The organism is Pseudomonas sp. R1-43-08, from assembly GCF_003852255.1.
Lineage (GTDB): Bacteria > Pseudomonadota > Gammaproteobacteria > Pseudomonadales > Pseudomonadaceae > Aquipseudomonas.
Map to the genome: position 1 here is coordinate 5,569,839 of NZ_CP027734.1, position 23,160 is coordinate 5,592,998.

19 protein-coding genes are annotated in these 23,160 nt (G+C 61.0%); 8 read left to right on the forward strand and 11 right to left on the reverse strand.

Going from position 1 to position 23,160, the window contains the following annotated elements; genetic code table 11:
* Positions 1-238 precede the first annotated feature (238 nt).
* On the forward strand, positions 239-1,549 hold the full coding sequence (locus C4J87_RS25705; protein ID WP_124368873.1) for an autotransporter domain-containing protein: 1,311 nt from the start codon (positions 239-241) through the stop codon (positions 1,547-1,549).
* A gap of 82 nt (positions 1,550-1,631) precedes the next feature.
* Here C4J87_RS25705 and oadA read toward each other — a convergent pair whose 3' ends face one another.
* The gene (gene oadA, locus C4J87_RS25710) at positions 1,632-3,440 is read right to left on the reverse strand and encodes a sodium-extruding oxaloacetate decarboxylase subunit alpha (protein ID WP_124368874.1); all 1,809 of its coding nucleotides are present in this window, start codon (positions 3,438-3,440) and stop codon (positions 1,632-1,634) included.
* Positions 3,441-3,451: 11 nt separating this feature from the next.
* Positions 3,452-4,867 carry an acetyl-CoA carboxylase biotin carboxylase subunit gene (locus tag C4J87_RS25715; RefSeq protein ID WP_003195732.1) on the reverse strand — a complete coding sequence of 472 codons (1,416 nt, stop codon included), beginning with the start codon at positions 4,865-4,867 and terminating at the stop codon, positions 3,452-3,454.
* A 195-nt stretch (positions 4,868-5,062) separates the two neighbouring features.
* On the opposite strand from C4J87_RS25715, the gene C4J87_RS25720 reads away from it, so the two are divergent.
* On the forward strand, positions 5,063-6,037 hold the full coding sequence (locus C4J87_RS25720) for a LysR family transcriptional regulator (RefSeq protein ID WP_124368875.1): 975 nt from the start codon (positions 5,063-5,065) through the stop codon (positions 6,035-6,037).
* Here the strand turns inward: C4J87_RS25720 and C4J87_RS25725 are convergent.
* The 3 genes from C4J87_RS25725 to C4J87_RS25735 form a co-directional block, all read right to left on the reverse strand.
* A complete protein-coding gene (locus tag C4J87_RS25725; RefSeq protein ID WP_124365036.1) occupies positions 5,967-6,164 on the reverse strand; it encodes a PA3496 family putative envelope integrity protein in 198 nt (65 codons plus the stop codon). The genes C4J87_RS25720 and C4J87_RS25725 overlap by 71 nt on opposite strands.
* A gap of 282 nt (positions 6,165-6,446) precedes the next feature.
* Positions 6,447-7,313 (reverse strand): transcriptional regulator HexR, encoded by an 867-nt coding sequence (gene hexR / locus C4J87_RS25730; RefSeq protein WP_003177007.1) that lies wholly within the window; start codon positions 7,311-7,313, stop codon positions 6,447-6,449.
* Between the two features lie 162 nt (positions 7,314-7,475).
* Positions 7,476-10,349, reverse strand: a complete 2,874-nt coding sequence (locus C4J87_RS25735; RefSeq protein ID WP_124368876.1) for an EAL domain-containing protein — start codon at positions 10,347-10,349, stop codon at positions 7,476-7,478.
* A 267-nt stretch (positions 10,350-10,616) separates the two neighbouring features.
* Between C4J87_RS25735 and uvrD the strand changes: the two genes are divergently transcribed.
* The 3 genes from uvrD (at position 10,617) to C4J87_RS25755 (ending at position 14,506) form a co-directional block, all read left to right on the forward strand.
* Positions 10,617-12,800, forward strand: a complete 2,184-nt coding sequence (gene uvrD / locus C4J87_RS25740) for a DNA helicase II (RefSeq protein ID WP_124368877.1) — start codon at positions 10,617-10,619, stop codon at positions 12,798-12,800.
* A gap of 293 nt (positions 12,801-13,093) precedes the next feature.
* Positions 13,094-13,963, forward strand: coding sequence for a Tim44 domain-containing protein (locus tag C4J87_RS25750; RefSeq protein WP_124365039.1), 870 nt, complete (start codon positions 13,094-13,096; stop codon positions 13,961-13,963).
* Between the two features lie 135 nt (positions 13,964-14,098).
* Positions 14,099-14,506: an SMI1/KNR4 family protein gene (locus tag C4J87_RS25755; RefSeq protein ID WP_078735291.1), complete on the forward strand. Its 408-nt coding sequence runs from the start codon at positions 14,099-14,101 to the stop codon at positions 14,504-14,506.
* Between the two features lie 13 nt (positions 14,507-14,519).
* Here the strand turns inward: C4J87_RS25755 and C4J87_RS25760 are convergent, their stop codons facing one another.
* Positions 14,520-16,283 carry a cation:proton antiporter gene (locus tag C4J87_RS25760; protein WP_065936464.1) on the reverse strand — a complete coding sequence of 588 codons (1,764 nt, stop codon included), beginning with the start codon at positions 16,281-16,283 and terminating at the stop codon, positions 14,520-14,522.
* 277 nt (positions 16,284-16,560) lie between these two features.
* Between C4J87_RS25760 and C4J87_RS25765 the strand changes: the two genes are divergently transcribed.
* The gene (locus C4J87_RS25765) at positions 16,561-17,046 is read left to right on the forward strand and encodes an acyl-CoA thioesterase (RefSeq protein ID WP_034110411.1); all 486 of its coding nucleotides are present in this window, start codon (positions 16,561-16,563) and stop codon (positions 17,044-17,046) included.
* A 128-nt stretch (positions 17,047-17,174) separates the two neighbouring features.
* Here the strand turns inward: C4J87_RS25765 and pdxY are convergent, their stop codons facing one another.
* Positions 17,175-18,047 carry a pyridoxal kinase PdxY gene (pdxY, locus tag C4J87_RS25770; RefSeq protein ID WP_124368879.1) on the reverse strand — a complete coding sequence of 291 codons (873 nt, stop codon included), beginning with the start codon at positions 18,045-18,047 and terminating at the stop codon, positions 17,175-17,177.
* A gap of 117 nt (positions 18,048-18,164) precedes the next feature.
* Here pdxY and C4J87_RS25775 point away from each other — a divergent pair, with 117 nt between their 5' ends.
* Positions 18,165-18,560 carry a DUF3301 domain-containing protein gene (locus C4J87_RS25775; protein WP_124365041.1) on the forward strand — a complete coding sequence of 132 codons (396 nt, stop codon included), beginning with the start codon at positions 18,165-18,167 and terminating at the stop codon, positions 18,558-18,560.
* On the opposite strand, the gene C4J87_RS25780 is transcribed toward C4J87_RS25775, so the two are convergent.
* From C4J87_RS25780 to zigA, 3 genes are read right to left on the reverse strand one after another with little or no spacing between them, the layout of a single operon-like run.
* Complete coding sequence (locus C4J87_RS25780; RefSeq protein ID WP_124368880.1) at positions 18,554-19,516, reverse strand: GTP-binding protein; 963 nt, start codon at positions 19,514-19,516, stop codon at positions 18,554-18,556. The two genes, C4J87_RS25775 and C4J87_RS25780, sit on opposite strands and share 7 nt — an antisense overlap.
* A gap of 44 nt (positions 19,517-19,560) precedes the next feature.
* Positions 19,561-20,205, reverse strand: a complete 645-nt coding sequence (locus C4J87_RS25785) for a DUF1826 domain-containing protein (protein ID WP_124368881.1) — start codon at positions 20,203-20,205, stop codon at positions 19,561-19,563.
* Positions 20,205-21,413: a zinc metallochaperone GTPase ZigA gene (gene zigA / locus C4J87_RS25790; RefSeq protein WP_124368882.1), complete on the reverse strand. Its 1,209-nt coding sequence runs from the start codon at positions 21,411-21,413 to the stop codon at positions 20,205-20,207. The genes C4J87_RS25785 and zigA overlap by 1 nt, the downstream gene beginning before the upstream one ends.
* An 83-nt stretch (positions 21,414-21,496) precedes the next feature.
* Here zigA and C4J87_RS25795 point away from each other — a divergent pair, with 83 nt between their 5' ends.
* Entirely contained in the window at positions 21,497-21,865 is a 369-nt protein-coding gene (locus C4J87_RS25795; protein WP_124365045.1) for a glutamine synthetase, read from the forward strand.
* On the opposite strand, the gene C4J87_RS25800 is transcribed toward C4J87_RS25795, so the two are convergent.
* Positions 21,862-23,073 (reverse strand): N-acetylmuramoyl-L-alanine amidase, encoded by a 1,212-nt coding sequence (locus C4J87_RS25800; RefSeq protein ID WP_124368883.1) that lies wholly within the window; start codon positions 23,071-23,073, stop codon positions 21,862-21,864. The genes C4J87_RS25795 and C4J87_RS25800 overlap by 4 nt on opposite strands.
* Positions 23,074-23,160 lie beyond the last annotated feature (87 nt).

The following is a 23,160-nucleotide window of genomic DNA, read 5'->3' on the forward strand; positions in this document are numbered from 1 at the left end:
CAATTTAATGCACCTGCCTACTTAGATTCGTCGTCATATATGCAATATAGTGCATAAAATTGCCAGTCAATGCGTGAAATACGCATTTAAATACATATCAGCACAGTCAATCGCAGCCCTAGTGCTTAATCGCAACGAACTAAAGACAACTCCCGCAAATCCGCAGCCCCCGGCCTGACATTTATCCCCCCGGCACCCCGCTAAATTCCCGGCCTCATACATTAAGAGGTGGGTTTACATGCCGCTCATACACAAACAACTCGCACTGGCCATTACCCTGGCGTTCGCAGCGATCAGCACTCAACAGGCGCAGGCACGCGGCGACATCGAGCCAGACAGTGAATGGCTTGAGCCGGCTCCGGTGAACGGTGGAAAACAATATTTTGAACCGGCCCTCCCGGCGCCTGAAGACTTCTACTTCGCCAACACGGCTACCAGCCGCAACGGCTTGAGCGTCGCCCATGTGCTGGACTCCGCAGTGGACACACTGCTGGCGTCGGACGAACTGCACGAATGGGAAAAAGACCAACTTGAGCAATACGGCCAGCACCTGAGCACTTTGGAGCCAGGCAGGCTAGGTGCCGTGCTTGAGCAATTGGCAGGCAGCCAGAACGCCAACTTGGGCACCGCCACCCAAAACAGCATGAAACAATTGAACGACAGCCTGTTGTCGGCAATACGTCTGCCGGACAACCACGCCAGCGAGACGGGACGCGTGTGGTTCCAAGGCTTGGGCAATAGCGGCAGCCTCGATGCCCAACACGGCAGTGCCGGTCTGAAACAACGCAGCCAAGGCCTGCTGCTGGGTGCTGACTGGTCAATCGACCACGCATGGCGGGTGGGCGTAGTCGGCGGCAAGTCCGGCAGTGAACTGAACGCCACGCGTTTCAAGGGTGATCTGGACAGCTGGCACTTGGGCGCTTACGCCGTGCGTCAAGACGGACTACTGGCGTTGCGCCTGGGCGCGCTTTACAGCAGCCATACCGGAAAAAACAAACGTACGGTCGATTTCGACCTCATTGACCATCGCCAGAACCTCACCGGCAAGTACAACGCCCAGAGCCAAAACGTATTCGCAGAGGCGGGCTATCAACTGGATATCGGCGGCTTGCACGCCGAGCCCTTTGCCAGCGCAGGTTTTCAACGTTATCAGCGCGACCGCTTCCAGGAAAAAGGCGGCTATAGCGCTTTGGACGTGGGTGCACAAACCCAGCAAAACTTCAGTAGCACCTTCGGTCTTCGCTTGAGCCACGACGTTGCAATGGGCGACCAGATGACCCTCAAACCGCACCTGAGCACCCAATGGAAACACCTGTATGGCGACGTTAACAGTCGCGTTCGCCAGTCATTTGCCTGGAATAAACGAGAGGACTTCAACAGCGAGTTCACCATCGGCGGCACTGCTCTGGACCGCAACAGCCTGGCGCTGCGTACCGGCATGGACATGGCACTGTCGGCTGAACACACCGTGGGCCTGGCCTACACCGCCGAGTTCGGCAGCACGAGTCGCAACCAGGGATTGATGGGGCAGTGGGCGATGGCGTTCTAAGGCGCCAATGCCTGATCAGCAGGCAAAAAAAAGGGGGCACATGCCCCCCCGAGGTTTAAGCGGTAGTGTCGAAGGCTAGGTATCAGCCTTCGATTTCAATCAGGATTTCGCCAGGGTTCACGCGGTCGCCCTTGGCCACATGCACGGCGGTGACTTTACCGGCGATGGAGGCCTGCACTTCGGTTTCCATCTTCATCGCCTCGGTGATCAACACCGCCTGGCCGGCCTTGACCATGTCGCCTTCCTTGACCAGCACGTCGACGATATTGCCTGGCATCGCGGTGCTGACATGGCCTGGCTCGGTGGCATGCTTGCGCTTGCTGCCGCCGCTGCTGACGAACTCGTTGAGCGGTTCGAACACCACTTCTTCGGGCATGCCGTCGATGGACAGGTAGAAGTGGCGCTTGCCTTCGGCTTTCACCCCGACACCGGTGATGTCCACGCGGTAGCTTTCACCGTGCACATCGATGACGAACTCGGTCGGCACGCCTTCGCCACCGGCACGGGCCACGCCGCCGGCTTCAGGGATCGGCAGCAGCACTTCCGGCGCCAGGGTGCCGGCGTCGCGCTCTTCGAGGAACTTGCGGCCGATGTCGGGGAACATGGCGTAGGTCAGCACGTCTTCTTCGGACTTGGCCAACGCGCCGATTTCACCGCGCAGCTTGGTCATTTCCGGCTTGAGCAAATCAGCCGGGCGTACGTCGATCACCTCCTCGCTGCCGATGGCCTGGCGGCGCAGCTTCTCGTTCACAGTGCCCGGCGCCTTGCCGTAGCCGCCTTGCAGGTAGAGCTTCACTTCGTTGGTGATGGTCTTGTAACGCTCGCCGGCCAGCACGTTGAAGAACGCCTGGGTGCCGACGATCTGCGAGGTCGGGGTGACCAGCGGCGGGAAGCCAAGGTCTTCACGCACGCGGGGGATTTCGGCGAGCACTTCGCTCATGCGGTTCAGCGCGCCCTGCTCTTTCAACTGGTTGGCCAGGTTGGAAATCATCCCACCGGGCACCTGGTTGACTTGCACGCGGGTGTCGACAGCGGTGAACTCGCTTTCGAACTGGTGGTATTTCTTGCGCACGGCATAGAAGTACAGGCCGATTTCCTGCAGCAGTTCCAGGTCCAGGCCGGTGTCGAATTCGCTGCCCTTGAGGGCGGCGACCATCGACTCGGTGCCCGGGTGGCTGGTGCCCCAGGCGAAGCTGGAGATGGCGGTGTCGATGTGGTCGGCGCCGTTTTCGATGGCCTTGAGTTGGCACATCGCGGCCAGACCCGCGGTGTCGTGGGAGTGGATAAAGATCGGCAGGTTCTGCTCGGCTTTCAGCGCCTTGACCAGTTCGCCGGTGGCGTAGGGCGTCAGCAGGCCGGCCATGTCCTTGATCGCGATCGAGTCGCAGCCCATGGATTCGAGTTGCTTGGCCTGGGCCACGAACGCCTCGACGGTGTGCACCGGGCTGGTGGTGTAGGCGATGGTGCCCTGGGCGTGCTTGCCGGCGGCTTTGACCGCTTCGATGGCCACGCGCAGGTTACGCACGTCGTTCATGGCATCGAAGATGCGGAACACATCGATGCCATTAACGGCGGCTTTGGCAACGAACGCGCGGACCACGTCATCGCTGTAGTGGCGGTAGCCCAGCAGGTTCTGGCCGCGCAACAGCATTTGCAGGCGCGTGTTAGGCAATGCGGCGCGCAGTTGGCGCAGGCGCTCCCACGGGTCTTCTTTGAGGAAGCGCACGCAGGCGTCGAACGTCGCGCCGCCCCAGACTTCCAGGGACCAGTAGCCGACTTTGTCGAGCTTGTCGCAGATCGGCAGCATGTCGTCAGTGCGCATGCGGGTCGCCAGCAACGATTGGTGGGCGTCGCGCAGGATGGTGTCGGTTACGAAGATTTTCTTAGACATTGGAATGTTCCTCACAGGCCTGCGTGGGCGGCGATGGCGGCGGCGATGGCCAGGGCCAGCTCTTCGGGTTTGCGCTTGATCGAGTAGTTGGTCAGCTCAGGGTGGCTTTCCACAAAGCTGGTATTGAACTGGCCGCTGCGGAATTCCGGGTTGCGCAGGATTTCCTGGTAGTAGGCGGCGGTGGTCTTCACGCCTTGCAGGCGCATGTCATCCAGGGCACGCAGGCCGCGGTCCATGGCTTCTTCCCAGGTCAACGCCCACACCACCAGTTTCAGGCACATGGAGTCGTAGAACGGCGGGATGGTGTAACCGGTGTAGATCGCCGTGTCGGTACGCACGCCGGGGCCGCCGGGGGCGTAGTAACGGGTGATCTTGCCGAAGCTTGGCAGGAAGTTGTTCTTCGGGTCTTCGGCGTTGATACGGAACTGCAACGCGAAGCCACGGTGCTGGATGTCTTCCTGCTTGACCGACAGCGGCAGGCCCGAGGCGATGCGGATCTGCTCGCGGACGATGTCGATCCCGGTGATTTCTTCGGTGATGGTGTGTTCCACCTGCACCCGAGTGTTCATCTCCATGAAGTACACCTCGCCCTCGGCGAGCAAGAACTCCACGGTGCCGGCGTTCTCGTAGCCCACGGCCTTGGCCGCACGCACCGACAGATCGCCGATATAGGCGCGCTGTTCAGGGGTGAGCTGGGGGCTGGGAGCGATTTCGATGAGTTTCTGGTTGCGACGCTGGATCGAGCAGTCGCGCTCGAACAGGTGCACGACGTTGCCAAAGCTGTCACCGAGGATCTGCGCTTCGATGTGCTTGGGATTGACGATGCATTTTTCCAGGAACACTTCCGCCGAACCGAAGGCCTTGGTGGCCTCTGAAATCACCCGGGGGAAGGCTTGTTCAAGTTCTTCGCGGCTGTTGCAACGACGGATACCGCGCCCGCCACCACCGGACGTGGCCTTGAGCATCACCGGGTAACCGATACGGTCGCCTTCGGTGAGGGCTTCATGGATATCGGCGACGTTGCCTTCGGTGCCCGGCGTGACCGGCACGCCAGCCTTGATCATGCTGCGGCGCGCTTCGGTCTTGTCGCCCATGCGGCGAATCACTTCCGCCGAAGGGCCGATGAACTTGATGCCGCGTTCGGCGCAGATGTCCGCCAATTCGGCGTTTTCCGACAGAAAGCCGTAGCCGGGATGCAGCGCATCGCAACCGGTCTCTACGGCCAGGTTCACCAGTTTGCGCGGGTTCAGGTAGCCGGCCAAGGGCTCGGCACCGATGCTGTGGGCTTCGTCGGCACGCTTGACGTGTAACGCGTGGCGGTCGGCGTCCGAATAAACCGCAACCGAGCGAATGCCCATCTCGGCGCAGGCACGCACGATTCGTACGGCAATTTCACCACGGTTGGCGATCAGGATCTTTTTTATCACTTGGAAATTCCCTTGAGCCGATTGCTGCGTTCTTCGACCCGTTGTAGGCGGGTCGACGCGTGACCAAATGTTTCATGACAGTCGCGAGACACACACTATGCGCACTTGAGGATTAACAAAAATCAATAATTGTTGGGCTGTGTATAAGTAAAGACTTATAGTTGGCCGGACGACCGGGGCTTGAGGAGTTACTTAATGCGTAAGTCATTGATGCGTATGACATTGCGTCAATTGCAGATTTTCAATGAAGTGTGTGATCTGCGTTCCTACAGCCGTGCAGCCGAGGAAATGTCCCTCACCCAACCCGCCGTCAGCCTGCAAATTCGCCAGCTCGAAGAGCTGCTTGGCCAGCCGCTGTTCGATTATGTCGGCAAAAAGCTCTACATGACCGAGGCCGCTGAAGCCTTGCAGCGGGCCAGCCGGGATATTTTCGGGCGCCTGGAAAATCTCGATATGCAGCTGTCGGACATGCAGGGTTCCCTGCAGGGCCAGTTGAAGCTGGCGGTGGAGTCCAGCGCCAAGTACTTCGTGCCGCACTTGTTCGCCGCCTTCAAGCGCCAACACCCGGAGGTGCAATTGCACCTGACCGTGGTCAATCGCGCCCAGGTGATTCGCCGGCTTTCGGACAACCGTGACGACCTGGTGATCATGTCCATGGTGCCTCAGGACATGGGCCTGGAATTCCTGCCATTTCTGAATAATCCGATTGTCGCCGTGGCGCTGCCGGATCACCCCTTGAGCCTGCAAGGGCCGCTACGCCTGCAGGATCTGGAACCCTACACCCTGCTCATCCGCGAACCGGGTTCCGGCACGCGGCTGGCCTGCGAAGAGTACTTCAAGGAAAAACGCGTGCACTTCACGCAGACGGTGGAAGTGGCCTCGGCCGAGGCGCAACGCGAGTGCGTAGCTGCAGGGTTGGGCGTGGCCCTGCTGACGCGCCACGCCCTGAACCTGGAGCTGGCCACCGGCGGGCTCAAGGAGCTGCCGGTGGAAGAACTGCCGCTGTACCGCAGTTGGTGCCTGGTGCAAGCCAAAGCCAAGCGGCTGTCACCGGTGGCCCACGCGTTCCTGGGCTTTATCCGCAGCGAACGGGTGCAGATCAGCGCGCTGGCTGAGCGTTTCGCTGGGCAGCCAAGGGTGCCTGCCAATGGAGTTCCGGGTAGTCACTGATGCTCTGCAGCAGTTGGCGCTGGTCGCAGCGGTCTTCGATAGCGCGACGGAACGCCATGCGGCGCTGGTCTTCCTGCTGACGACGGGTCTTGACGGTGCTGTTGCTGTCTTCGTAGGGCCGGGCCATTTGGAGTCTCCCAATGCGAGTACGGGGAGTACAGGATGGTCGCGGAGGATGACGGGGCTATGACAGCCTGATGAAGATTCTGAGCACACAGAAGATGCAAATGTGGGAGGGGGCTTGCCCTAGAGCCCTCTGTAGGAGCGAGCTTGCTCGCGAAAAACTCACAGGCACCGCGTTCATTCAGAAAGCACGCGTTATCGTTGACGTTTTTCGCGAGCAAGCTCGCTCCTACAGACTGGCATTAGGGCTTGCCCCCCTCCCACATTTTGTTCTGTGTACAGTTGATCAGTCGTCGAGGGCTTTGACGGATTTTGGCGACAACCGCAGGCTTCGCAAACTGCGCTTCACGCTCTTGAGGTGGTTGACCAGGCTCGGCCCGCGGGCCATGGCCACGCCCATGGCCAACACATCGATCACCACCAGGTGGGCAATGCGCGAAGTCAGCGGCGTGTAGATCTCGGTGTCTTCGTGTACGTCGATCGCCAGGTTCACCGTGGACAATTCCGCCAACGGCGTCTGGCTCGGGCACAGGGTGATCAGCGAAGCGCCGCTTTCACGCACCAGGTTGGCGGTGATGAGCAGGTCTTTGGAGCGACCGGACTGGGAAATACAGATGGCCACGTCGGTGGGCTTCAGGGTCACCGCCGACATCGCCTGCATGTGCGGATCGCTGTAGGCCGCCGCCGTGAGCAGCAGACGGAAAAATTTGTGCTGGGCGTCGGCCGCTACCGCGCCGGAAGCACCAAAGCCATAGAACTCCACGCGCTGGGCCTGGGACATCGCGGTCACGGCCTTTTGCAGCTCCACCGGGTCGAGCTTCTCGCGCACTTCCATCAAGGTGTGCAAGGTGGTGTCGAAGATTTTCAGGCTGTAATCGGCGACCGAGTCGTCTTCATGGATCGCAAACTGACCAAAGCTCGCGCCTGCAGCCAGGCTTTGCGCCAGCTTGAGTTTCAAGTCCTGAAACCCGGAGCAACCGATGGCGCGGCAGAAGCGCACGATGGTCGGCTCACTGATGCCCACGCTGTGGGCCAGGTCGGCCATGGAACTGTGCATCACAGCCGCAGGGTCAAGCAGCACGTGATCGGCAACCTTGAGTTCCGATTTGCGTAACAGGTGGCGCGACTGGGCGATATGTTGCAACAGGTTCAAAGGACAGGACTCTTGTTATTGGCAGACGCCAGGGATGTAGCAAGCTTGTAGTTATACTACAAGAATTGCCGTTTTGCCCGCCTGATGCAGCACTAAATCGCCCCGCTCCCCTCTGAAACTAAGGGCAGGGGCTTTGTAGCCACAGGGACGCCACTTGAGTCGTTAAGAAAAATCTGGATTTTTTCGTAACAAATCTGCCAGCCCCTCAGCGTCCATCGGCCGGCTGATCAGATAACCCTGCACCTCGTCGCACTGCTCGCTTCGCAGGAAATCCAGTTGCTGCTGGTCCTCCACGCCTTCGGCCACCACTTTGAGCGACAACCCATGGGCCATGGCAATGATCGCCCGGGTAATGGCCGCATCCTCGCGGCCCTGGCCAAGACCCCGGATAAAGGTCTGGTCGATCTTCACGTAGTCCACCGGAATCCGCTTGAGGTAGCTGAGGGATGAATAGCCGGTGCCGAAATCGTCGATGGCCAGCTTCACGCCCAGGTCGCGTAGCTGCCGGAAGGTGGTGATGATGTGCTCGACACTGTCGAGCAACTGGCTTTCGGTCAATTCCAATTCCAGATATTGCGGGTCCAGCCCGGTCTCCTCCAGCACCTGGCGCACCAGACTGACCAGCTTGCCCTGGCGCAACTGATGCACCGACAGGTTCACCGACACCCGAATCGGCGCAAGCCCCTGGCGTTGCCACTCACAGGCTTGCCAGCACGCCTGGCGCAACACCAGCTCACCCAACGGCACGATCAGGCCGGTTTCTTCGGCCAGGCCGATAAAGTCTCCCGGCGGCACCAGGCCCCACTGCGGATGTTCCCAGCGCACCAGGGCCTCGGCCGCATTGAGCGTGCCGGTGGCCAGGCACAGTTTGGGTTGGTAGAACACCGTGAGCTGGCCCTCGTCGATGGCCTTGCGCAGATGGTTTTCCAGCTGCAAGCGCTCCAGGGTGCTGGCTTGCAGGCTGTCGGTGTAGAACTGGAAATTATTCCCGCCCAGGTGCTTGGCGTGCTGCATCGCCATATTCGATTGGCTGACCAGCGCAGAAATTTCCCGCGCGTTATCCGGCAGCAGGCTGACGCCCATGGAGGCGCTGACCACCAGCTCATGCCCCTCCACCGTCACCGGCACGCGCAGCTTGGCCAGCAGCCGAGTCGCCACCCGCGCCAGGCTCGACAGGTTGCCATAGGCGTCGAACAGCACAGCGAATTCATCACCGGACAGGCGTGCAATGGTGTCGGCTTCCGGCAGTGCGTTGATCAAGCGCCGCGCCATTTTCTGCAACAGTTGGTCGGCCACTTCATGGCCAAGGCTGTCATTGAGCAGCTTGAAACGGTCGAGGTTGATGTGCAGCAGCGCCAGGCTGCGCCCACCCTGACGTACGCGTTGATGCGCTTCGCGCAGCCTTTCGCGAAACAGCGAACGGTTGGCCAGGCCGGTCAACTCGTCGTAATGGGTGAGGTAGCGCATGCGCTCCTCGGACTCGCGCCGCGCGGACAGATCGGCGAAAAAGCCCACTATATGACTGACATTGCCGCGAACATCGCGCACCACGCTCAGTTGCAGCCACTGCGGGTACAGCTCGCCGTTCTTGCGTGTTTCCACCAGTTCGCCCTGCCAGGTGCCGTGGCTGAGCAGCGCCTGGCGGATCACCGGGAAATGACGCCGGGCGTCGCGACTGCTGGGCAGCTCCACGACATTGCGACCGAGCATGTCGTCGATGTCAAAACCGGTGACACGGCTGAACGCCTGGTTGACGGCGAGCAGCACATAGTTCGGATCGAGAATCACGATGCCTTCGCTGGCGGCCTCGAACACCGTCGAGGCGAGCCGTTGCTGTTCTTCCACGGCCTTGCTGGCACTGATGTCACGGCGCGTGCCGAGCATGCGGATCACCCGGCCACCGGGCGAACGCTCTACCGCGCGCCCACGGTCCTCGATCCACACCCAGTGCCCGTCGCCGTGACGGATCCGGTATTCCACCTGATAGTCCTCGCTGCGGCCTTTGAGATGCTCCACCAACGCGTGCTTGAGCAGCGGCAGGTCGTCGGGGTGCAGGCGCGGCTTGAGATGGCTGAGCATCGCGGTGACAAACTCGGGTTCCAGGCCGAACAATTCCTTGAGCTGGGTGTGGTGCACCTCATCGGTTTGCAGGTTCCAGTCCCACAGGCCCAGTTCACTGGCCTGCAGCGCCATGGCCAGGCGCGCCTCGCTTTGACTCAGGGCGAGGCTGGCGGCGTCCAATTCCTGGCTGCGCAGCGCCACACGGTCTTGCAGGCCGACCTGGGCTTCACGCAGCTCCTGTTCGACCTCGCGGCGCTGCTCGACTTCGCGCAGCAGTTCCTGATTCAACTGCTCGCTGCGCTGCTGCGCCTGCTGCAAATGCTCGATCAGGGCCTGGTTCTGGAAGCGTCGCAGCAGCCCGCGCTGGATCAGGCGGTTGACCTGCCACGCCACCACACTTAATGACGCCAACAGGATCAGACCGAGCACGCCCCAACCCTGTTGCCGCGATGTGCCGTTCCAGAACAGATAGGCGATGACCGGCAACAGGCACGGCAAGGCAAAGGACAGAAAGGCCCAAAGGCTGACGGCATAGGCCACGCTGGCCGACAACGTCGCCGCGCCGATCAGGCCGAACACCCAGGCCTGTTGCATGAAGCTGTCGGTCGGCACCAGGGCGATGGCGGCGATCGACAGGGTCAGGCCGCTGACCGCTGAACCCAGCATGAACATGCGGCGCCAGACGGGCTGGGCCTGCCGGCTGGGCATCGCCGAATCAAAGGCCGCCACCTGGATGACGCGCATCGCCACCAGGGCCAGCAACCAGACCAGCCAGACGCTGTCGAGCAGGTATTGCTTGGGGTCCCACAAAAGCCAGGCGCAGACCAAACCGTTGACCAGCATCAACAGGGTCGGCAGCAGCGAGCCCTGATACAGCAGGCGTGTACGCTCGACCGCGATCTCGGTGGCGTAGTGTTTGCGGATAACCTGCGCAGGCGCCGCCGAGGGGCCGAACAGGTCAGTGTCAAAGGTCATAGGCAGTGTTCTTATAATGGTGAGCCCGAAACGTCGTCGGAGCATACACAAGCCAGCGCTCGGACCAAACCGCTCCAGGTCATAAAAACCCATCGCCGGTTGAGCGCAAAACGTTGTCCCAGACAGCTTGAACGAGACGGCATGCGGGCTGTGGCGCATGACTAACCGGTCATCCGCGTCCGCAGAATGTTTGCGCGCAGGTGGTTTTGTGTCGACCACCCGGCATTGGGATTTGCCCCTCTCCCCCCGGCACCCTAGAATGCGCCGATGCGCGATGATCTCTCCCTTTTGCTGAACTCCCTCAACGATGCCCAACGCCAGGCCGTAGCGGCCCCCGTTGGCCGTCAGTTGGTCCTGGCCGGTGCTGGCTCCGGTAAAACCCGAGTGCTGGTGCACCGTATCGCCTGGTTGATCCAGGTCGAGAACGCTTCTCCCCATTCCATCCTGTCGGTGACGTTCACCAACAAGGCGGCTGCCGAGATGCGCCATCGCATCGAGCAGTTGATGGGCATCAGCCCGGCCGGCATGTGGGTGGGCACCTTCCACGGCCTGGCGCACCGCCTGTTGCGCGCGCATTGGCAGGAAGCGGGGCTGAGCCAGACGTTCCAGATCCTCGACAGCGACGACCAGCAACGCCTGGTCAAGCGGGTAATTCGCGAGCTGGGCCTCGATGAACAGCGTTGGCCGGCCCGCCAGGCCCAGTGGTTTATCAACGGCCAGAAAGACGAAGGCCTGCGCCCGCAACATATCCAGGCCAGCGGTGACTTGTTCCTGGCGACCATGCGCAGCATCTATGAAGCCTACGAGGCGGCCTGCGTACGCGCCGGCGTGATCGACTTCTCCGAACTGCTGTTGCGTGCCCTCGACCTGTGGCGCGACAACCCCGGCTTGCTGGCCCATTACCAGAAGCGCTTCCGGCACGTTCTGGTGGACGAGTTCCAGGACACCAACGCCGTGCAATACGCCTGGTTGCGCCTGCTGGCCAAGGGTGGCGACAGCCTGATGGTAGTAGGCGACGACGACCAGTCGATCTACGGCTGGCGCGGCGCGAAAATCGAGAACATCTACCAGTATTCCGAAGACTTCCCGGACGCGGTGACCATCCGCCTCGAGCAGAACTACCGCTCCACCGCCGGAATCCTGAAGGCCGCCAACGCCTTGATCGCCAACAACACCGGGCGCCTGGGCAAAGAGCTGTGGACCGACGGCGGCGAAGGCGAAGCAATTAACCTGTACGCCGCGTTCAATGAGCACGATGAAGCGCGCTACGTGGTGGAAACCATCGAAAGCGCGTTGAAAACCGGCCTGGCGCGCAGCGATATCGCCATTCTCTACCGCTCCAACGCCCAATCGCGGGTGTTGGAAGAAGCCTTGTTGCGCGAGCGCATCCCGTATCGCATCTATGGCGGCCAGCGCTTCTTCGAGCGCGCGGAAATCAAGAACGCCATGGCCTACCTGCGCTTGCTGGAAGGTCGCGGCAACGATGCGGCGCTGGAGCGGGTGATCAATATTCCGGCCCGTGGCATCGGTGAAAAAACCGTCGAGGCCATTCGCGAACACGCCCGCCATGCCGATGTGTCGATGTGGGAGGCCATGCGCCTGCTCATCGCCAATAAAGGCCTGACAGGCCGCGCCGCCGGCGCATTGGGCGTGTTTGTCGAGCTGATCGAGAACCTCGCGGCCAAATGCGCGGAAATGCCCCTGCACTTGATGACCCAGACCGTGATCGAGCAGTCCGGGCTGATCGCCTACCACGAGGCGGAGAAAGGCGAGAAAGGCCAGGCCCGGGTAGAAAACCTCGAGGAACTGGTCAGCGCCGCCCGCGCCTTCGAAAACATCGAGGACGATGAAGAGCAGACCCCGCTCGCCGCTTTCCTTGGTCACGCATCGCTGGAAGCTGGCGATACCCAGGCCGACGAGCATGAAGACAGCATTCAGCTGATGACCTTGCACAGTGCCAAGGGCCTGGAATTTCCCTATGTGTTCCTGGTGGGCATGGAAGAAGGCCTGTTCCCCCACAAGATGAGCCTGGAAGAGCCCGGCCGCCTTGAGGAAGAACGCCGCCTGGCTTACGTGGGCATTACCCGGGCCATGCAGAACCTGGTGATGACCTATGCCGAGACCCGACGCCTGTACGGTAGCGAGACCTACAACAAGGTGTCGCGCTTCGTACGTGAAGTGCCGAAGGGGCTGATCCAGGAAGTGCGCCTGTCCAACAGCGTCAGTCGCCCGTTCGGCGGCGGCCAGCAGCAGAACTCCAGCACTATGTTTGCCGGCTCCGAGATCCCGCAAACCCCGTTCAGCCTGGGCCAGCAGGTCCGGCATGCGATCTTCGGCGAGGGCGTGATCCTCAATTTCGAAGGCGCTGGCGCCCAGGCGCGGGTGCAGGTCAACTTCGCCGAGGGCAGCAAGTGGCTGATGATGGGCTACGCGAAGCTCGAAGCCGTCTGAAACCGGTGTATTGATCGTTCCCACGCTCTGCGTGGGAATGCCGCCCGGGACGCCCCGCGTCCGCTCTTAAAGCACTGACGCAGAGCGTCATAGGATGCGTTACCACGCGGAGCGTGGGAACGATCTGGGGTACTGCCCTTGTATTTAACGAGCGCGGGCCAATATCTGTAATAAGTCCTACAGACCATTCTGAATCGGTCCTACGTAAAAGCCCGAAACATTATGTCGCTAGCCACTGTCACGACACCTGTGCAACATGGCGCGCGTGCAATCCACAAATGGGAATTCCCTTTATGAAACGTTTTCTTAGCATCGCCATGGCGTTGTGCATCGGCTTGACGATGAGCCTCGACGCCAACGCCAAACGCTTCGGTGGCGGCAAAAGCATGGGCTCGGCACCGACCCACCAGACCAGCCAGATGGCTCCATCCGCCGGTGCCGGCGGTGCTGCGGCTACCGCAGGCGCGGCCGGTGCTGCGGGCGCTGCTGCCAAGGCCGGCGGCGCTTCGCGCTGGTTGGGCCCATTGGCCGGCATCGCCGCCGGTGGCCTGCTCGCCTCCATGTTCATGGGCGGCGGCTTCCAGGGCATGCAGATCTTCGACATCCTGATCCTGGCCGTTATCGCCTTTGTGATCTTCCGCTTTATCGCCGCCCGTCGCCGCAAGCAGCAGGAGCACCTGGCTCCGGCCGGCGCGCCGATGCAGCGTGAAGTGTTCGAGCAAAAACCGGCCATGGGTTCGATCTTCGGTGGTTCGGCAGCGCCTGCCGCCGCCCGTCCGGTGATCAACGCACCGGCCTGGTTCAACGAGGAGCGTTTCGTCGAAGCGGCCCGCAGCCACTTCCAGTCCCTGCAGCAGCACTGGGACGCCAACGAAATGGACAAGATCTCCGAGTTCGTGACCCCGCAACTGCTCGAGTTCCTCAAGCGCGAACGCGCCGACCTGGGTGACGCCTTCCAGTCGACCTATATCGACGACCTGCGCGTACAACTGGAAGGGGTGGATGATCGCGCCGACAAGACCATCGCCACCCTGACCTTCAGCGGTGTGTCGAAAACCTCGCGTTTCGACCAGGGCGAAGTGTTCAGCGAAAGCTGGAACATGGAACGCGCCCAGGGCGACAACCAGCCATGGCTGGTCGCCGGTATCCGCCAGAACGGCTGATACCTGCTCGTTTGAGCACGCGGTAACAAAAACCCCGGACATGTCCGGGGTTTTCTATTTCACGGTTGCACTTATAGCGAGCTACTGTATAAAACGCCCCTATAAACCGCGCCTACTAGCAAGAGGATCCCGGCCGTGGAAGAAATCATCGAACAACTGCGTGAAGCCAACGAACCGGTCCCGGTTCCTTTGGAGCTGCCTGACGAAGACCAACTGGTGGAAATCGAGGAACAACTGTTCATCGACATCCCGTTTGTGTTCCGCGAATTCCTGCTGACCGTCAGCGACGTGGTCTACGGCAGCCTTGAGCCGGTGACCGTCACCGACCCGCAATCCCACACTTATCTGCCGGATGTTGCCGCCAACGCCTGGGATGCCGGGGTTGATCGCAGCATGATCCCGATCTGCCAGGATGGCGACGATTACTACTGCGTCGAGGAAGACGGCACCGTGGTGCTGTGGTCCGCCGAGGAAGAACTGGTCCAGGAAGAAACCTGGGAGTCGGTGTGGCACTGGGCACGGGACGTCTGGCTGGAAAGCTGATTCCCAAACCCCGCTAGTGCTCCGGCGTATCCTTGTGGTTATCCAGCGTCTCCAGCAAGGCCACCTGCATCCGCGTATGCACGCGGATGAACCAGCGCCAGAGCACCGCCGCCACCGCAGCCGTGACTACCGCGATCAGCACCAGCAACTTGTTGGTCGGCAGAATACTGGCCGACAAGGCTGCCAACAGCAGGAAGATCACCAGCAATGACAGGATGGGGATCAACTCTGCAATCACCCGCCGCACCCGCTGGGTATGCCGGCCCGCCATTTCCGGCTTCACGCTCATCTCGGCCAGCAACATCGACAACGCCTTGAGCTTGCGATACGCCGCAATCAGGAACGGCAGCGACAAGAGCAACGCCCCGCCCCAGATCAATGCCTTCTGCCAGCTTTGATCGCTGATCCAGCCTTCCAGATACCCACCGATGCGCGCCGCGAAAAAGCTGCCTGCGAAGAAGATCGCGATCACCAGCGCCAGGTTCACTCCCACTTGCAGCACGATCTTGCGGATCATCGACGCCAGCATGGCGCCTTCACCTTGAGGCTGGATACTGCGCAGCCATTCGCCATACATCCCGAATACCCGGCTCATGCGCTGGGGCATCACGGCGGCAATTTTCAACGACAGCGGGTCGGCACCGCGGATCAGGTAAGGCGTAAGCAAGGTGGTGATCGCCGAAACCGCCACCGCCACCGGGTAGAGAAAGTCGCTGGTCACTTGCAGGGTCATCCCCAGCGCCGCGATGATGAAAGAGAATTCGCCAATCTGTGACAGCCCCATGCCCACCCGCAGCGAGGTGCGGCCATCGTTGCCGGCGATAAATGCGCCCAGCCCGCACGACAGCATCTTGCCCAACACCACCGCCACGGTGATCACCGCAATCGGCCAGGCGTACTGCAGCAAGATCTGTGGGTCGATCATCAAGCCGATGGCAACGAAGAAAATCGCACTGAACATGTCGCGCACCGGCTCGATCAGGCGCTCGATTTTAATCAGTTGGCGTGACTCGGCCATAATCGCACCGATCAGGAAGGCCCCCAGCACCATGCTGTATTCGAGCTTGACCACCAGCAGGCAGAAGCCGAAACACAGGCCCAACACGGTGATCAGCAGCATCTCGTTGCTTTCGAATTTGGCGACGTAAGCCAGCAGGCGCGGCACCAGCAGAATGCCAATTACCAGCGCAACAATCATGAACAGCGACAGCTTGCCCACGGTGGAAAACACCTCGCCGGAGCTGACCGTGCCACTGACGGCGATGCTCGACAGCAAAGCAATGATGCCGATGCCCAGGATGTCCTCGACGATCAGCACGCCGAATATCAGCTGGGCGAACCGCTGGTTCTTCATCTTCAGGTCATTGAGCGCCTTGACGATGATGGTGGTCGAGGAGATCGCCAGGATCGCGCCGAGAAACAACGAGTCCATGGTGTTCCAGTCGAACCATTGGCCGATTTCGTAGCCGATCCAGATCATCAGGATGATTTCCAGGAACGCCGCGATAAACGCCGTGGCGCCTACCTTGAACAGCTTGCGCAGGCTGAACTCCAGGCCCAGGCAGAACATCAGGAAGATCACCCCCAGTTCAGCCAGGGTCTTGATCGTGTCTTCATCGTGAATCAGGCCGAACGGCGGCGTGTGGGGGCCGATGATGAAGCCGGCGACGATGTAGCCCAGCACCACCGGCTGCTTGAGGCGATGAAACAGAATGGTGACAACCCCCGCCACCAACATGATCACGGCCAGATCCTGGATAAAACTGATGGCGTGCATGCCGAAGCGCTCCTTGAAATGGCTGGCGCTTTCTCACTTTCCGCGTGTGCTACCGCTGAAAGAAAAGTCTGCCGTGATCGTAAGAAATGCCCGGAGATGGGCTTTTGAAGGTTAACACCGCGACTTCCGCCGGAAAGCCGGTGCAATATATGGAAACAGATCGACCCGCGCGTGACGGCAAGCCGTCCACTGGCGTCCCGTTAGGGATGGCGCTGCAAAGACCCCAGCACCCGCAGAGGTGCCCTACCAACCAATGCCTACAACCCGTGAGTGTGCTATGGAACCCGGAAACGCCCAGCTGTCGATGACGGTATTGATGACCCCTGACATGGCCAATTTCTCAGGCAATGTCCACGGCGGCACCCTGCTCAAGTACCTCGACGAAGTGGCGTACGCGTGCGCCAGCCGTTATGCCGGCCGTTACGTGGTCACGCTGTCGGTGGATCAGGTGATTTTCCGCGAGCCGATCCATGTCGGCGAGCTGGTGACCTTTCTCGCGTCGGTCAACTACACCGGCAACACCTCGATGGAAGTAGGCATCAAGGTGGTGACCGAGAACATTCGTGAACGCTCGGTGCGTCATACCAACAGTTGCTTTTTCACCATGGTGGCGGTGGACGACCAGCGCAAACCGGCCGCCGTGCCCCCCTTGCAGCCGCACAACAGCGAAGACAAGCGCCGCTTCGTGCAGGCCCAGCAGCGTCGGCAGATTCGCCAGGAATTGGAAAAGCGCTATCAGGAAATCAAGGCCGACGCGCCTTAAATTCCAAGCTGCGACCCGGATCAAATGTGGGAGGGGGCTTGCTCCCGATAGCGGTGGATCAGTCTCGAACATGCTGACTGACACACCGCCATCGGGGGCAAGCCCCCTCCCACATTGGTTCTGTGTAGTTACAGGCTGATCGGCGTGGCCTCAAACCGTACGCGGGGATGGGCAATGCGATCCTGCGCCCGCACCAGTTCCAGTTCATAACTGGCGCACGCCTGGGTCTCCAGCAGCACCTCGTGCACCGCTGCGGCGGTGAATTCGAAGGCCGCCACCAGGCTATCCCCCAGCAGCACCCGCGCCAGGAACAACCCTGACGTCAGGTCGCCCACACCCACCGGCTGGCGCGGGAATGCCAGCAGCGGCCGACGCAAGTGCCAACTGCCTTCGGCCGTCACCAGCAGCATCTCGAAGCCGTCCGGCAGCTTGCCGGGGTAATCCAGATGCTTGACCAGCACCGCCTTCGGCCCGCGCGCCAGCAGGGCTTTGGCCATCGCCAGGCAATCGAACAGCGATTGCGGTTTGCGCCCGGCAAAGCTGTCCAGCTCCAGTTGGTTGGGGCACAGGAAATCCGCCATGGCCGCCGCCTCGTTCAGCAGGAAATCACTGACTTCCTGCGGCACGATGCAGCCTTTTTCAGGGTGGCCCATCACCGGGTCGCACAGGTACATCGCCTTGGGGTTGAGCGCCTTGATGCGCGCCACGCCGGTAAGAATCGCACGCCCCTGATCCGCACTGCCGAGGTAGCCGGACAGCACTGCATCGCAGTTACCCAGCTCGCCGATCGCTGCGATACCTTCCACCAATGCCGGAATCTGCTGCGGCGCCAGCACTTCACCTGCCCAGTGGCCATACTGTGTGTGGTTGGAGAACTGCACTGTGTTGAGCGGCCATACATTCACCCCGACCCGCTGCATGGGGAACACGGCGGCGCTGTTTCCGGCGTGGCCGAAAACCACATGAGACTGGATCGCAAGCAGATGGGGTGTGCGTTTCATGCAGGAGATGTCCATAAAGCCGTTGAAATTCTGGCCGCGCAGTATGCGACTAAACGCAGCCTGTACGACAGACCGGCGACACAGTTAAGCTGCGCTCACTTTGTTGGAGTTCATGGAATGCTGACCCTGGGAAACATGTTCGTGTTGATGCTGCTGGCGACCGGCGCCGCTTGGGTCTGGCACAACCATGGCCTGCGCGAGCGCGCGTTGGAGCGGGTCAAGCAGCACTGCGCCAAGCTCGATATCGAACTGCTCGATGGCGCGGTGGCACTCAAACGCATCGGTTTCGTGAAGGATGCCAAGGGTCGGCGCCGGTTGGCACGGGTCTACAATTTCGAGTTCACCGTGACGGGCGAGGCTCGCCACAGCGGCACCATTACCCAATTTGGCGCCCACAGCGCGCAGATTGAATTGGCGCCCTACCCGTTCGAAGCCAAGGAGCCGCTGCCCAGCGCCAACGTCATCGAGCTGAGCCAGTGGCGCCAGGACCACGCGACCAAGAACCGTCAGTAACGGCAGGCAGCCAGAGCGGCCTGCAATGCCGCCACGTCCTGTGGTGCGCTGAAGATCAATTCGATACGTGAATCGCGGCGCCATTCGCTGGGTAGCCAGGCGAGTGAGCTGTTATCCACAGCGTTGGCGGACATCCACGCGTCACGGCTGTGGATAACCAGTTTGGCGCGACGCCATTGCAGACTCGTCAGCCATTGGCTCACTCGTTCCAGGTCAAATCGCTGGCTCGGATGCCAGCGCCAGCCAATGCTCCAGCCACCTTCCTCGGCTTGGCTCAAGCAGATCGGCAACGTGGGGTCGCTCCAGATCGCCGGCATTTGCGCCAAGCCTTGAGGCACCGCGAAGTTATCCACAACCCCGCCAGCCTTGGCTTTCAAGCCAGGCAATTGTTCCAGAGGCAACTGAGCCTGGCGCGTCCAATAGAGCGCGTTGCCAGTTAACCGCTGCTCAATAGCCTGGCGTTGCGCAGCGTCCAGCGCCTCATCCTTGTTCAATACCAGCAAACCGGCACCGGCCAGCGCCTCCTGCTGCGCTTGCGGCAAGGGTTTGCCCGCTGCCAGGGCCTGGGCGTCCAGCACCAGCACCCAGGGCTGAACCGCCAGCACGCCTTGCCATGGCGCTTCGCCTAACTGTTTGAGCAACTGCGCCGGATGGCCCAGGCCCGACGGCTCGATAAACAACCGATCCGGCTTGGCCTTACGCAATAACCGACCCAGGCCTACCTGGAACGGCGCGCCATTCAAACAACACAGGCAGCCACCCGCCACCTCGCCCAAGGCAATGCCATCGTCAGCTTGAGTGAGCAAGGCCGCGTCCAGGCCGATCTGCCCGAACTCGTTGATCAGCACCGCCCAGCGCTCGTTGGCCGGGCGTTGGGCAAGCAGGTGTTTGATCAGGCTGGTCTTACCGGCGCCCAAGGGCCCGGCAATCACGTGGGTGGGAATGTTCTGCAGCATGGGTGGCATCATTCAGACCGTGTAGAGCGTTTGATCCTACGCGTTTATGCAAGCCAATCCAGCGTGAGGATCAAGCGACGCTCATTGGCTTTCAGTGCAGGTGAGCGGTGAATGAGGCCATGGTCTTCGTTGCCATGCCATTTGGTGCCCTTGAGCAGGGCCACCTCGCCACAGAGGATTTGCTCGATGCGCTCGGTGGGCTCTGCGTCGGGCTGGCTTAATCGCCGGCGGTCCATGACGCCTTCGCGCAGCCATTGGCTGCCGACGCCGGCGTAGGTGGTGATCAGCCGCACAGGCACATGGTCGACGTGAAAACGCGGGCACATGGCCCTGTCCAGCAGGCGCAGACGCACGCCGATGCGCCTGGCGCCCAGCAAACAGGCGAATGCACTGACCAACCAGGACACATCGGCGATAAAACCATCATAGCCCTCAAGATCGCGACAATGGGGCGCCAGCCCGTGCAGGTTCGGCGCGCTGTCTTCGCGGTCCAACTCGATAACCAATGCATCGGCCAATGGCTCATCGAGCGCCACGACCAAGGCGGCGAATTCGGCGATGTGCAACGGCAGTTGACGCTGCCACAGCGCCAGGTTCACGCCGTCTTCGAGAATGTCAGCCAGCGCCAGCGGGGTTTGCCCGCGGGTTTGGCGAACCACGGGCCGCAGGGGAGTAAGCGGGGCCAACATCAGGCGGCGGCCTCTTCATACCAAGGGCCAAAGGGATCGGCCAACTGGCGCCAAGCGTCGACGCCCAGGGCCATTTCTTCATCCGTGAGCAAGCATTGGTCCAGTTCGGCGCGCATCTGCGCAAAGTCGATGTTCTGGCCGATAAACACCAGCTCCTGACGGCAATCACCGGTGCTCGTTTGCCAGTTGTCCATGATCGCCGCGACACTTTCTGCGTCTTGCGGCCACTGGCTTTTCGGCACGAAACGCCACCAGCGCCCGGCAAAGCCATGGCGCATCAAGCCACCGGCCTGGGACCAACTGCCGGCGTCCTGGTGTTTGCTGGCCAGCCAGAAGAAGCCCTTCGAACGCAACAGTTTGCCGTTCTCCCAAGGCCGGTCGATAAAGTCGAAAAACCGCTGTGGATGAAACGGGCGGCGCGCACGGTAAGCGGTGGACGCAATGCCGTACTCGTCGGTTTCCGGCACGTGTTCACCGCGCAATTCCTGTAACCAGCCCGGTGCCAGGGCAGCCCGTTCGAAATCAAAGCGGCCGGTGTTGAGGATCTTGTTCAACGGCACTTGCCCCATGACCATCGCAATGATCTGCGCCTGGGCATTGAGCCGCTCAAGGATGGCCATCAGTTCTTCGCGCTCGCGGCTGCTGATCAGGTCGATCTTGCTGACCAGTATCACGTCGGCGAACTCGATCTGTTCGATCAGCAGGTCAGTGATCGAGCGCTCGTCCTCCTCGCCCAAGGTTTCCCCACGTGAGGCCAGGCTTTCTGCGGCCTGGTAGTCGAGCAGGAAATTCACCCCGTCGACCACTGTGACCATGGTGTCCAGGCGTGCGACATCCGCCAGGCTCTGCTGGTTTTCATCGCGAAACGTGAAGGTTTCGGCCACAGGCATGGGTTCGGAGATGCCGGTGGATTCGATCAGCAAGTAATCGAACCGGCCTTCCCTGGCGAGCTTGCCGACTTCTTCGAGCAAGTCCTCGCGCAGGGTGCAGCAGATGCAGCCGTTGCTCATCTCCACCAGCTTTTCTTCAGCGCGATTAAGGGTGACGTCGCGCTGCACCTCACTGCCGTCGATGTTGATTTCGCTCATGTCGTTGACGATCACCGCCACCCGCAGGTTTTCGCGGTTGCGCAGTACATAGTTGAGCAGGGTGCTTTTGCCGGCGCCGAGAAAGCCGGACAACACGGTGACGGGTAGACGGTTGGGCATCGGTTCGCTCTCATCAGGTTGCCCGGTCGAGCCAGGCTTCGTTTTTATGTTATAGTATAACAATGCAAATAAGCCAACCCTCCTTGCTCTTCGCGATTTGCGCCCTGTTATCAGCAGTAGCAGGACCTGCCTGTGCCCAACCCCCAAGCCTGCTGGCCAACTGCACCCGCAGCGCCAACCTGCTGGCCTGTGTCGACCCGCTGGGCAACGCCTATAGCGTGGCGACCGTTGGCAGCACCACGTATCTGCGCGGGTTCGAAGTGATCGGCAAACGCTACTGGGCACAAACCAACAGCCGCTATGGGCAGCTGACGTTCTTTACCGGATTGGCATCGGACGGTGAGGCGTGGGTTGGCTACACGCGGCGCGTGGGCTGGACCACCCTTAACCGGTTCTCCAGTTCGGGTGGCGCCAGCGCCAGATTCACCTGCAGCCGAATGACCGGCTGTTAGACCTGGCCCTTCTTCTGCTCCTGCACCCATGCCATATAGCTGTTCATCGGCGGGTTCTTTTCGAAGTATTTCTTCAGCCCGTCGAACAGCCCATCCGCCACCGCCTGTTGATGGCGCGCAGTCACCAGCCGCTGAGCGTCCTGGGTGTTGGAGATAAACCCGGTCTCGACTAGGATCGACGGCACGTCCGGTGACTTGAGCACCGCGAACCCGGCCTGCTCCACGCGTTTCTGATGCAGGCTGGTGATGTTTTGCAAGCTGCCCAACACCGCGCTGCCCAGCTGCAGGCTGGAGGCGATGGTGGCGTTCATCGACATGTCGAGAATCACGCCCGCGAGCATCGGGTCCTTGTCCTTCAGGTTGAGTAACGTCGTGGCGCCCAGCAGATCCGCGCCGTTTTCGCGCTGCGCCATGAAACGCGCGGTTGCCGAGGTAGCACCGCCCTCGGACAACGCATACACCGAGGCCCCCGAGGCGGTGAGCCTGGATGCCGCGTCGGCATGCACCGAGATGAACATATCGGCTTTGTGCTGGCGGGCTATGTCCACGCGCTTGCGTAAAGGCACGAAGAAGTCATCGTTGCGCACCAGCTTCACATCGAAACCCTTTTCGCGTTTCAAGCGTTTAGCCAGCAACTGGGCAATCGACAACACCACGTCTTTTTCCCGCTGGCCTTTGGAGCCGATGGCGCCGGGGTCTTTGCCGCCATGGCCAGGGTCGACCACCACGATGATGTCGCGCCTGGGATGAGCTTTATCCACCGGCGCGATCAATGGCGCAGGCTCAGCGGCGATTTGACGAGGCGCCGAGGTGGCGCGAGTCAGGTCGAGTACCAGGCGATGACCCTGACCTTCCTGGGGCGGCAATAAAAAACTGTTGAGCTGCATCGGTGCGGCCAGGTCCAGCACGATGCGTGTGTCGGCCTTGCCGAAATGCCCGGAGCGAATCGAGGTAATTCCACTGTTTTTCAGCACCAATTGCGAAAAGTCACCACTGAGCCCGGCGCCGCTCAGGTCGATGATCACGCGTTCCGGGGCGGCCAGGGAAAACGTCTTGTATTGCACCGGGCCGCTGAGGTCGAACACCAACCGCAGCTTATCCTCCGAACGCCACAGGCGCGCATTGCGGATTTGCGTGGCGCAGGCCCCCAGCGGCAAGGCGAATAAGGGGCTGACCAGCAGCAGGTTGAGGAGCTGACGTCTGTGCATGACCTATACCGCAAATAAAGGAGCGTCCCTGCTCGACGTGACTGAAGAAAGGCTGGGGCAGAAATTTCATCGTCGAAGCGATTGTTA